Source organism: Mycobacterium sp. SM1 (assembly GCF_018361265.1).
Taxonomy (GTDB): Bacteria; Actinomycetota; Actinomycetes; order Mycobacteriales; family Mycobacteriaceae; genus Mycobacterium.
Map to the genome: position 1 here is coordinate 441813 of NZ_JAFLNH010000001.1, position 11760 is coordinate 453572.

Consider the following 11760-nt stretch of genomic DNA (forward strand, 5'->3'; position numbering starts at 1 on the left):
CACGCCCGCCCGTGCCGGCCTTACTTATTGCCCTTATTGCCCTTATTGCCCTTATTGCCGCCAAGTAGCCCGCCGAGGATGTCCCCCAGCGCGCCGCCTGCCTTGCCGCCCAGCGCGTCGCCCAAGATGCTGCCCAGCGATTTGCTGCGGCCACCGGAGGCCCCGCCGAGGATGCTGCCCAGCACGTCGTTGAGCGCACCGCCGGCCGCCTGCTCTTGCGCGGGCGCCGTTTTCTGGCTCATCTGCTTCCCGATGTAGGCCAGCACGATCGGCGCCAAGATCGGCAGCAGCTTCTGAAACAGGTCGCTATTGCCACCAGCGGCGCCCGAGAGCGCCGCGGCGACCTGCCCGGTGTCGTTTCCGCCGAAGATCGTCGCGATGGCCTGCTGGCCGTCGGCCTGGTCGACCCGATCGATGCTGACGCCGCTGTCCAGCAGCCCTCTGGCCGCGTGACTGCTGGCCGCCGATTCGATCGCCGACGCGTGATCGGGATCCTGGGCGTTGTGGTGCAGGCCCCCGACCAGCGCGGGCAAAAGCGTGTGAATTGCGCCGCCTACGTCGCTTTCGTCGGCGCCGAGCCGGCGTGCGATGTCCCCCACGGGGATCTGGGCGAAAAGGTCATCCAGGCCGGCCATTGTCGATCCACCTTCGTCGCTGAGATATCCGGATGTCGTGTTAACACATCGACGACGCTAGTCCAACCGGCCACTCTTGACAGTGGTTCGAGCGGATAACGCCGGATAACGCGCTCGCGGCCGGAATCCCTTAAAGTCGGCCAATCTCCAGCGACACCCCCGCAGCCGGCAGGCGCGCCAGCAGTGCGTCGCCCATCGCGGACGCGGGCGTCAGGACACCACGCAGGTCCGAGAGCTGGTCGCGGTCCATGGCGAGCGCCAGGCCGCTCTCCCCCAGCAGCGCCGATGTCGCCTGATAGCCCGGGTCGCCTCGCTGAGCGATCTTCGCCGTATACCGGGCTCCGCTGGTCGTGGTGGTGTAGGTCTCCGCCTGGTAGTACCCGCGCTCCCGGGTGGCCGCGCTCGGGCCGGTGCCTGGTTTGGGCACGATACGCTCGATGAGCCGGCGCGGCAGCGGCCTGAAATACCGGCTGCCCAACCCGAACAACGCGCTGGTTCCGCCGGTCATGATGGCCGACGCCACCGGGGCGAGGACAAGCCCCGATCCCATGCTCATGTGCTCGGCGTAGCGAAACCGCCTTCCGTAAGCCCAGCCCAGCAATGCATTGCTGCGCCGCACAATTCGAGTGTTGTATGGCGCCATCAAAAACCCGGCCGTCCAGATGCCGCTCAGCTCCGGCGCTATCTCGCCACCACGACGCCACGGTAAATCCGGCTGCGGGCCCAGGTCGGGTTCTGCGCTGCGATCGGGACTTAACGTATAGGGGTCGGCGAGCAGGCGCCGGGCGCGCGGATCACTCGACGCGGTCTGCAGCACGTCGAGCATCGACGCGATCGTGCCACCGGACAACCCGCCGGAAAAGCGGCGCAGCACGAAATCGGTGTTGACCAGCTCGCCGGCGCCCTCGTCGCTTATCGTGCGATACAGCGCGTAGACACTCAGATCTGAAGGAATGGAATCGAATCCACAGGCATGCACGATGCGGGCACCGCTGTCGGCGGCCTGCTTGTGGTAGGAGTCGATGCTGGTGCGCACGAACATCGCCTCGCCGGTCAGGTCGGCGTAATCGGTTCCTGCCGCGGCACACGCGGCCACCAGCGGCAACCCGTAACGGGTGTAGGGCCCGACCGTGGTGACCACCACTTGTGCCTGGCTGGCCATCGCCCTCAAGGTCGACGGCTGCGCGGCGTCGGCCACCAAAATCGGCCACCCGCGCGCCGATTCATGCAGGGTTTTGCGCACCGCCTGCAAGCGCTCGATCGACCGGCCGGCCAACGCGATGCGCGCACTCCCGCCAGCACGGGCCAGATACTCCGCGGTCAGCTTACCGACGAAACCGCTCGCCCCGTATAAGACGATGTCGAAATCCCGTGACCCGGTCACGGCCAAGAAGCTACCCCCAGCGATTCCGCCCGGTCCGCGCGCCCTCCGAGCATTTCTTCGGCGCGCACCGCAAGCACCGAGGCCCGGGTCGCCGAGCGGGGCCTCGCGCGTGTCGCCCACGGCCGCCGCGGTGGCGGCACCGGAGTGCCCGGAGTGATCCGGCGCCCGCCAGGCACTACCGGCACCGCACGCTCGTTTTCCGGGCGCTCAGCCGCGCCGGCCGCACACCGGCCAGGCCCCAAGGCCCTGGGTGCGCAGCACGTTCTCGGCGACTCGTATCTGCTCCTCGCGACTCGCGTTATGGGGGGACCCGCTGCCACCGTTGGCCGCCCAAGTGCCCGGGGTGAACTGCAGACCACCGGAGTAGCCGTTACCGGTGTTGATCGACCAGTTGCCACCGGATTCGCACTGCGCGATCGCGTCCCAGTTGACGCTGTATGCCGTCTGCCGGGCGGGGCGCATCTCCGGGGTTTTCGCAGCGGGCGCCTCGGGAGCCTCCGACGCAGGCGGCTGCGCAGCGTCGGGCTCGGCGGCCTCCAGAGCCTCCGCAGCGGGCGCCTCGGGTCCCTCCGGGGCGCTCTCCTCAAGCGCCAGCGCCGCGGGCTCCGCGGGCCCCTCCGGGGCGCCCTCGTCAAGCGCCAGCGCCGCGGGCTCCTCGGCAGCCGTGCCGAAGGCCGCGCTCGCGTCCCACGCCTCGCCTTCCGCATAGGCGGTGGCAACGAACGGCGCACTTGGCGCTGCGACGAGCGCCCCGGCGATTCCGGCAATGACGAGCGTCTTGCGGACGTTCTTCAACATGGTTCCTTTCGCGCTGCGCGCGCCGAAGCCAGCCCCACGGTGGGGCGAGGTGCCTGCTCGGGGGATTGGTGCTTCGGGACGTGCCGTCTCTTTCCGGCACTCCAGCGGGGGCACGCTCTGCCCGGCGAACCTGGCGCCCGCCGGCCGCGACGCGGCTGTCACCGCCCACAGCCCCGCTCACACGCGGATTCGTGGATTCAATTGTGGTTTGCCCGTGAGAGGGCCGAAAGGCACCGTATGAGACCGAATTGCTTTCGTCATCTCGAAGAATGCTGTATCTCTGTCCAATAACGAGTTGATAACAGATCGGCTGATCGCTCGTTTTCCCAGGTGCAGACGGTATTTTTCACTTGCGTCGCCACCGTGCCGTAACGGCATGGATGTGAGTCAAATCACGCTGATAGTGTGATCCACCCCACTGGTTTGCCGCCGGTGGCGGCTCCGCCGGAACCTCCCGTCGACTGCTTGCCCGAGTTCGGTGTCCGCCGCCGGCGGCAGAAAAATCACTCAAGCACCGCCCGCAGACAGCGAGATAGATCTAAATATCCCGTTAGGCAAAGGATTTACAATTCCAGTCTCGTCGCGATGAGGCTCAAGAGTGCGCCATGCCCTTTTGAAGGCCGAGCCCACCAGCTCGCCTTGCTTCGCTAATTACCCTGTCTGCCAGTATGATTCGACAGGAGATATCTGCGGCAAGCGTATAGCAGGGCGGGCACGAGCCGGCCCGAAGACCGCCCGGAAAAGCTCCGGCTAGATCCCAGCCCCGCTAATAATTTCGCTGGGTCTATCTGGATGCTTCCGCAACAAAAAAATGCCAAACTCGCGCTGCCGCAACCTAATACGCAACCTAATACGGGCAGGAAGGCAGAGCCAGAGGATGGCAGTTTTGGAAAGATAATACGCGTTGGAAATTACTGAATTTAACGATTATCCCATGAAATGGCGATGGAAGTTAGCTGAATTAACGCTGAGATAGTGATATGTCTCCGGGAGCAGAGTCCGCTCCGGCCCGCTCGAGCCCCACGACCGGCAGCAGCGCATGAAAGTCAGCGGGCGAGTTGATATTCGCCAGCGGCCGCGAATCCGATATCACAATTCGCTGGGCGTCGACCGAGTCGACCAACGCGCGCATCGCCCGTTCCCCGTGTGCCACCAGCGCGTCGACCCGCGGCGCCAACTCGGTCCGATACACCGCGGCCAGATAGTGGTCATGGCCGTCCCACGGCAACACCACGTCGGCGCCTAGCCGGGCTGCCCGGCGAAAGAGATCATCGATCAGGCCGCCCGTTAGCAACGGCATGTCGACGGCGCACACAAACGCCCACCGGGCACCGGCCGCCGCGGCCGCCCGCAAGCCACGACCAGTTGCCAGCAATGGACCCTGACCGCGTAGCTCGTCACGCACGATGCGCGCTTGCACTGGTGGTATCGGCTGCCCGGGAGCGGCCATCACGAAGACCGGATGGCAGCGCCGCGCCAACACACCCACCACGTGCTCCACCATCGTGATGCCGCTGCGGCCTGCGATCTCCTCGGGAACCGGCATCGTGGCCTTGTCGCGCCCCATGCGTCGCGATGCGCCCCCCGCCAGCACGACCCCGGCCAGAGCGGCCGGTTCGGCTGCCGGCAAATCCACGTCAGGAGACGGTCCAGGTGTCCTGCCCGCGCAACAGTGATTGCAGGGCAGCCGCGTCATAAGGCTTGGCTTTTTTGGCGGTACGGACCTGAGCACGGGCCGCGTCGTCGTATGTCACCCGGCTGATCTGGCGCAACACACCCAGCACGGTGTGCTCGAGATTCTGATCGGACAGCCGTGACAGCGCGAACGCGTACGCGACATCTTCGGTGTGCGCGTCGTGCACGACGATGTCCTGGACGGCAACGTCCGCGGTCTTGGCCACGTCGAGCCCGAATCCCGATCGCACCACGCAATATTCGCCGTTGGCGCCGAAGGTGATCGGCTCGCCGTGACGCACGTTGATCACCCGCTCCTCCGCGCCTTCCTTGCGGAGCACGTCAAACGATCCGTCGTTGAAAATCGGGCAGTCCTGCAGGATCTCAACCAAAGCGGATCCGCGATGCCGCGCAGCGGCGCGCAGCACCTCGGACAGGCCTTGGCGGTCGGAGTCCAACGCGCGCGCCACAAAGGTCGCCTCGGCGCCCAGCGCTAACGACACCGGGTTGAACGGCTGGTCGAGTGATCCCATCGGTGTCGACTTGGTGATCTTGCCGATCTCCGACGTCGGCGAATACTGCCCCTTCGTCAGCCCGTAGATCCGGTTGTTGAACAGCAGGATCGTGATGTTGACGTTACGGCGCAGCGCGTGGATTAGGTGGTTTCCCCCGATCGACAACGCGTCACCGTCACCGGTGACCACCCACACCGACAGATCGGGGCGGGCCAGGGCAAGGCCGGTCGCAATGGCGGGCGCTCGGCCGTGAATCGAATGCAGACCGTAGGTTTCCAGGTAGTACGGGAAGCGGCTGGAGCAGCCGATGCCACTGACGAAAACGATGTTCTCCCGGCGCAACCCGAGTTCGGGCAGAAAGTTGCGGATGGTGTTGAGAATCACGTAGTCGCCACAGCCCGGGCACCAGCGGACTTCCTGGTCACTGGTGAAGTCCTTGGCTTTCTGCGGCTGATCGGTCGTGGGCACGCCGGTGTTCTTCGACATCTCAGCTGCCGCCAGGTCCGGCTCCGCGCCCACCAGATCGCCGATCACGCCTCTCATCAGCGCCGCTCCTTCTCATCGCTTCGCATCGTCGCCGGGCGGGTCATGTGCTCGTGTCCGCTCCGACCGTTGCCGCCGCCAATCTGGCGACCATCGTCTTGTCTTGCTCGATTTCGGCGAGCGTTCCCCCCAGCGCCGCGCGGATCACCCGTGCCACCTCGTCGGCCCGGAAGGAGACGCCCTGAACCTTGGTGACCGATTGCACGTCGACCAGGTATTTGCCGCGCAGCAGCAGCGCCAGTTGGCCCAGGTTCATCTCCGGCGCCACCACCTGGGGGTAGCGGCGCAACACGTCACCCAGGTTGGCCGGAAACGGATTGAGGTAGCGCACGTGGGCGTGCGCGACTTTGATGCCCTTGCGTCGCACGCGGCGGCACGCCTCACCGATCGGGCCGTAGGAACTGCCCCACCCGATCAGCAGCAGCTCGGCGTCACCGGTCGGATCGTCGACCTGTAGGTCGGGGACCCGGATGCCGTCGATCTTCTCCCGGCGCACCCGCACCATCAGATCGTGGTTGGCCGGGTCATAGGAGATCTCCCCGGAGCCGTTAGCCGACTCCAACCCCCCGATGCGGTGCTCCAGGCCGGGTGTGCCCGGAACGGCGAACTGGCGGGCAAGGGTGTCCCGGTCGCGCGCGTACGGCTGGAAGGGCTCACCAGCCCTGACGTAGTTGGGCTCAATGGGTGCCAACGCGCTGATATCGGGGATGCGCCACGGCTCGGAGCCGTTGGCGATGGCACCATCGGACAGCACCACCACCGGGGTGTGATATGAGACTGCAATCCGCACCGCTTCCAGGGCGGTCTCAAAGCAGTCGCCCGGCGACCGCGGCGCTAACACCGCGACCGGAGACTCGCCGTTGCGGCCGAACATCGCCTGCAGCAGATCAGCCTGCTCGGTCTTGGTCGGCATACCCGTTGACGGGCCGGCGCGCTGCACGTCGATAACCACCAGGGGCAGCTCGGCCATCACCCCGAGCCCGATGGCCTCGGATTTCAGTGAAAGACCGGGACCCGAGGTGCTGGTGACCCCGAGCGCGCCTCCATACGCAGCCCCCAGCGCCGCGCAGACACCGCCGATTTCGTCTTCGGCCTGGAAGGTGATCACGTTGAAGTTCTTGTGCTTGGACAACTCGTGCAGGATGTCCGACGCGGGTGTGATCGGGTAGCTGCCGAGGACCACCGGGATGCCGGCCAGTTGACCGGCCACAACGATCCCGTAGGCCAGCGCGGTGTTGCCCGAGATCTGCCGATACTCACCGGGCGGCAGCTTCGCCGGAGGAACGTCGTAGCTGGTGCCGAAGGCCTCGGTGGTTTCGCCGTAGTTCCAACCCGCCTTCAGGGCAAGAATGTTGGCCTCCGCGATGTCGGGCTTGCGGGCGAACTTGTCCCGGATGAAGGCCTCACTGTGCGCAAGTTCGCGCCCGTACATCCATGACAGCAGGCCCAGCGCGAACATGTTCTTGGCGCGCTGGCCATCCTTCTTCGACACGCCGCTCGCCTCGACGGCCCCGAGGGTCAGCGTGGTCATCGGGACGGCGTGCACTACGTACTCGGCCAGCTCGTCGTTTTCCAGCGGGTTGCCGTCGTAGCCGACTTTGGCCAGGTTGCGTTTGGTGAATTCGTCGGAGTTCGCGATGACCATTCCGCCGCGCGGCAGATCATCGATGTTGGCCTTGAGGGCCGCCGGGTTCATGGCCACCAGCACATCCGGCCGATCCCCCGCGGTGAGGATGTCGTGATCGGCGATTTGAATCTGGAAGGACGAGACCCCGGGCAGCGTGCCTGCCGGCGCTCGAATCTCCGCCGGAAAGTTCGGTTGGGTCGCCAGGTCGTTGCCGAAAAGCGCTGCCTCCGAAGTGAACCGGTCACCGGTGAGCTGCATCCCGTCACCGGAGTCCCCGGCGAAACGAATGACAACGTTCTCCAGTCGCTGCCGCCGCGACGTCCCCGCGCCGGAACTATGCGATGCTGACTCTGGATCGGCTCCGTTGCCGTTCGGATCCACGTCCTCGCCTTTCGTTGCTGCTCCGGGGTACGGGCACTCCGCACCGCGACCTCAGGTAGCGTTTCCGCGCCGCCGGAGTGGACCCCCAACCCGCCTGCTCTGTCGCTGGCAGTACCAATTATCGCACCACCCCTGGCGACAAGCCGACCATCACTATCGACGACCATGCTACCGACCCCTCACCATACGCCCACGCCATGCCGGGGCAGCTGAGGCCCGGCACGACAACATATGGTGTTAGTCACATCCGCCAACGCCCAAGGTTGAAGAACCACAACACCTGCGGCGCACACCTTGGGCGGTGGCCTGCGGTTGCCGATCCACGGCCCCGGGTCGCGCCGGTGTCCACGGGCCGCAGCCCGGCCTACGGCGCACCTCCGCACAACGGGGGTACCGGCCGTGGTGGTCAGGCGGTTTTGTCACGCCGCTCGGCGCGCGCGGGCTTGCGCGGCACGATCGTCGGCAACACGTTGTCCTGCACGGTCTCCTTGGTGACCACGACTTTGGCAACGTCATTGCGGCTGGGGATGTCGTACATCACCGGCAGGAGGACTTCCTCCATGATTGCGCGTAACCCGCGGGCACCGGTGCCGCGGTGAATCGCTTGTGCGGCGATGGCTTCCAGCGCTTCGTGGGTGAACTCCAGCTCCACGCCGTCCATCTCGAACAGTCGAGTGTACTGCTTGACCAGGGCATTCTTGGGTTCGGACAGGATCCGGACCAGCGATTCCATGTCCAGGTTGGTCACCGAGGCCACCACCGGCAGCCGGCCGATGAATTCCGGGATCAGCCCGTATTTGATCAGGTCCTCGGGCATCACCTCGGCGAAATGGTCGGTGGTGTCGATCTCGGCCTTGGAGCGCACCTCGGCGCCGAAGCCCAAACCGCGTTTGCCGACACGGTCGTAGATGATCTTCTCCAGCCCGGAGAACGCGCCCGCGACGATAAACAGCACATTGGTGGTGTCGATCTGGATGAACTCCTGATGCGGGTGCTTGCGGCCACCCTGCGGAGGTACCGACGCCTGGGTGCCCTCCAGGATTTTCAACAGCGCTTGTTGCACGCCCTCCCCGGAGACGTCGCGGGTGATCGACGGGTTCTCGCTCTTACGGGCGATCTTGTCGACCTCATCGATATAGATGATGCCCGTTTCGGCGCGCTTGACGTCGTAATCGGCGGCCTGGATCAGTTTGAGCAGAATGTTCTCGACATCCTCGCCGACGTAACCCGCCTCGGTCAGGGCGGTGGCGTCGGCGATAGCGAACGGAACGTTGAGCATCTTGGCCAGCGTCTGAGCCAGATAGGTCTTACCGCAGCCGGTGGGCCCGAGCATCAAAATGTTGGACTTGGTCAGCTCGACCGGCTCGCCGGACCGTGAGCCTTTGTCCCCGGCCTGGATGCGCTTGTAGTGGTTGTAGACCGCGACGGCCAGCGTTTTCTTGGCGTTTTCCTGACCGATGACGTAGCTCTCCAAAAACTCATGGATTTCGGCGGGTTTGGGCAGTTCATCGAGTTTGACGTCGTCGGCATCGGCGAGCTCTTCCTCGATGATCTCGTTGCACAGGTCGATGCACTCGTCGCAGATGTAGACGCCGGGGCCCGCGATGAGCTTCTTAACCTGCTTCTGGCTCTTGCCGCAGAACGAGCACTTCAGCAAATCACCGCCGTCTCCGATGCGCGCCATGGTGCTGAGAGCCTACTTCCTGTTCGCCGTTGGGGCATGGTGAATCGCCCTGTGTTGCCGACGCTACCCCCTTGCTCCGGCGCTGCGCGACCGTAGGGCCGAATCGCGTCGGTGGTATTTATCGTCGGCCGATGTGAACATATCGCCCGACGAAGCCCTCCACCCAGCGGCTGCGCCAACTGTGTCCTTGGCGTGTCGCGGCCGTGACTGGCTCGGCGGCCCGGCACCGCGCCGACGCGCCCGGCGTCAGGAGGCAAGGAGCGCCCCCGGCGACCCCGCGCCACCGCGCAACTGTTCCGACCACCCCCCTGAACTGGCTCGTAGAGTGGCGTTGTGGGATTCGCCGTGCCCGATCGCACCGTGCTGATCGGCGATGGCGGGCTGGCCACCGAACTCGAGGCACGCGGCAACGACCTCTCCGGCGGCCTGTGGTCGGCGAGGCTGCTGGTAACCGCGCCGCACGAGATCGCCGCTGTTCACGCCGCGTACTTTCGCGCCGGAGCCGTGATCGCCACGACCGCCAGCTACCAGGCCTCGTTTGAGGGGTTCGCCGCGCAGGGGATCGGTAGAGACGAAGCCGTACGGTTGCTGCGACGCAGCGTTCAGCTGGCCCAGTCCGCGCGCGAGGAGGTGGGCGCGACCGGGCGCTGGGTCGCCGCCTCGGTTGGGCCGTACGGCGCGGTGCTCGCCGACGGCTCGGAGTACCGCGGACGTTACGGGCTTTCCGTCACCGCGCTGATGAAATGGCATCGGCCGCGCCTGGAGGTGCTGGCCGGCGCCGGTGCCGACGTGCTCGCACTGGAAACCCTGCCCGATGTCGACGAGGCCGAAGCGCTAGTGGAGTTGGTGCGACAAGTCGGGGTGCCGGCCTGGCTGTGCTACACCATCACGGGAACCCGCACCCGGGCCGGGCAACCGCTGGCCGAGGCATTCGCGGTGGCCGCTGGCGTGCCGGAGATCGTCGCGGTCGGCGTCAACTGTTGCGCGCCCAACGATGTGCTGCCCGCGATCGGTGTCGCGCAGGCCGTTTCGGCCAAACCGGTGATCGTCTACCCCAACAGCGGCGAGCATTGGGACGCGCGGCGCCGGACCTGGACCGGGGCATCACGATTGTCCCCGACACTGGTGTCGCGCTGGGTTTCGGCCGGGGCGCGCATCATCGGCGGCTGCTGCCGGGTGGGGCCGGCCGATATCGCCGCGCTCGCGGCCGCGGTCAACTCCGCACCGCCCCCGGCGGCTTAGGCGACTTGCGCGGACACCTTCCGGTAGGCCAACACGGTGTCGATGATCCCGTACTCCTTCGCCTGTTCGGCGGTCAGGATCTTGTTGCGGTCGGTGTCCTTGCGGATCACCTCGGGCTCCTTGCCGGTGTGGCGGGCCAGGGTGACCTCCATCAGCTCGCGCATCCGCGCGATCTCGGCGGCCTCGATCTCCAGGTCGGAGAATTGACCTTGAATGACCCCGGCGAGTGACGGCTGGTGGATCAACACCCGGGCGTTGGGCAGCGCCATCCGCTTGCCCGGGGTTCCGGCGGCCAGCAGCACCGCCGCGGCCGATGCCGCCTGGCCCAGGACAACGGTGGAAATGTCGGCCCGCACGTACTGCATGGTGTCGTAGATGGCCATCAGCGAGGTGAACGAGCCGCCCGGCGAGTTGATGTACATGGTGATGTCACGGTCGGGGTCCTGCGACTCCAGCACCAACAACTGCGCCATGATGTCATTCGCCGAGGCATCGTCGACCTGCACGCCGAGAAAGATGATGCGTTCCTCGAACAGTTTGTTGTACGGGTTGGACTCTTTGATGCCCCAGCTCGAGTGCTCGATGAACGACGGCAGGATGTAGCGGGCCCGGGGGTAGGTCTGCGGGGTCATCGGGCTTCTCCGTTTACTGGGGCATTGGTGATGATGTGGTCGACGAACCCGTATTCCAGGGCTTCCTGAGCGGTAAACCAGCGGTCGCGGTCGGAATCGGCCATGATCCGCTCGATCGGCTGGCCGGTAAATTCCGCATTGAGCCGAAACATCTCCTTCTTGATGACGGCGAACTGCTCGGCCTGGATGGCGATGTCGGCCGCGCTGCCGGTCACCCCACCCAACGGCTGGTGCATCAGAATCCGGGCGTGCGGCAGCGAGTAGCGCTTGCCCTTGGTGCCCGCCGCGAGCAGAAACTGGCCCATCGAGGCCGCCATGCCCATCGCGTAGGTGGCGATGTCGCACGGCGCCAGCACCATGGTGTCGTAGATCGCCATGCCGGCACTGATCGACCCGCCCGGGGAGTTGATGTACAAGGAGATGTCCTTGGCGGGGTCTTCGGCGGCGAGCAGCAGAATCTGCGCGCACAGCCGGTTGGCGATGTCGTCGTTGATCTCTGAGCCCAGGAAGATGATGCGCTCGGCAAGCAACCGCTCGTAGACCGAGTCGGTGAGGGTGAGGCCCTGCGTGTTCGACCGCATGTCACTCACGACGGTATACCTGCTTTCTCGAGTCTTGCATGCCCTGACACTAGCCGACCGGCGA

At 65.8% G+C, this 11760-nt stretch carries 9 protein-coding genes and 1 pseudogene; 1 reads left to right on the plus strand and 9 read right to left on the minus strand.

Annotation, left to right across the window (positions count from 1 at the left end; translation table 11 throughout):
- Positions 1-20: 20 nt before the first annotated feature.
- The 7 genes from MSM1_RS02045 to clpX form a co-directional block, all read right to left on the minus strand.
- Entirely contained in the window at positions 21-635 is a 615-nt protein-coding gene (locus MSM1_RS02045; RefSeq protein WP_213439963.1) for a DUF937 domain-containing protein, read from the minus strand.
- A 130-nt stretch (positions 636-765) separates the two neighbouring features.
- The gene (locus MSM1_RS02050) at positions 766-2019 is read right to left on the minus strand and encodes a trans-acting enoyl reductase family protein (protein WP_307857257.1); all 1254 of its coding nucleotides are present in this window, start codon (positions 2017-2019) and stop codon (positions 766-768) included.
- A gap of 207 nt (positions 2020-2226) precedes the next feature.
- The gene (locus tag MSM1_RS02055; RefSeq protein WP_213441282.1) at positions 2227-2814 is read right to left on the minus strand and encodes a transglycosylase family protein; all 588 of its coding nucleotides are present in this window, start codon (positions 2812-2814) and stop codon (positions 2227-2229) included.
- A 964-nt stretch (positions 2815-3778) separates the two neighbouring features.
- Positions 3779-4453: a molybdenum cofactor guanylyltransferase gene (gene mobA, locus MSM1_RS02060; RefSeq protein WP_307857258.1), complete on the minus strand. Its 675-nt coding sequence runs from the start codon at positions 4451-4453 to the stop codon at positions 3779-3781.
- Between the two features lies 1 nt (position 4454).
- A complete protein-coding gene (locus MSM1_RS02065; RefSeq protein ID WP_213439966.1) occupies positions 4455-5549 on the minus strand; it encodes a 2-oxoacid:ferredoxin oxidoreductase subunit beta in 1095 nt (364 codons plus the stop codon).
- Positions 5550-5592: 43 nt separating this feature from the next.
- Positions 5593-7557, minus strand: coding sequence for a 2-oxoacid:acceptor oxidoreductase subunit alpha (locus tag MSM1_RS02070; RefSeq protein WP_213439967.1), 1965 nt, complete (start codon positions 7555-7557; stop codon positions 5593-5595).
- 406 nt (positions 7558-7963) lie between these two features.
- On the minus strand, positions 7964-9241 hold the full coding sequence (gene clpX, locus MSM1_RS02075; RefSeq protein ID WP_213439968.1) for an ATP-dependent Clp protease ATP-binding subunit ClpX: 1278 nt from the start codon (positions 9239-9241) through the stop codon (positions 7964-7966).
- 345 nt (positions 9242-9586) lie between these two features.
- Between clpX and mmuM the strand changes: the two genes are divergently transcribed.
- On the plus strand, positions 9587-10483 hold the full coding sequence (gene mmuM, locus MSM1_RS02080) for a homocysteine S-methyltransferase (protein WP_307857328.1): 897 nt from the start codon (positions 9587-9589) through the stop codon (positions 10481-10483).
- On the opposite strand, the gene MSM1_RS02085 is transcribed toward mmuM, so the two are convergent.
- Both MSM1_RS02085 and MSM1_RS02090 read right to left on the minus strand, forming a co-directional pair.
- A complete protein-coding gene (locus tag MSM1_RS02085) occupies positions 10480-11115 on the minus strand; it encodes an ATP-dependent Clp protease proteolytic subunit (protein ID WP_213439969.1) in 636 nt (211 codons plus the stop codon). The two genes, mmuM and MSM1_RS02085, sit on opposite strands and share 4 nt — an antisense overlap.
- Positions 11112-11714 (minus strand): annotated as a pseudogene (locus tag MSM1_RS02090) (ATP-dependent Clp protease proteolytic subunit); the annotation flags it as partial. The gene MSM1_RS02085 and the pseudogene MSM1_RS02090, both read right to left, overlap by 4 nt.
- Positions 11715-11760 lie beyond the last annotated feature (46 nt).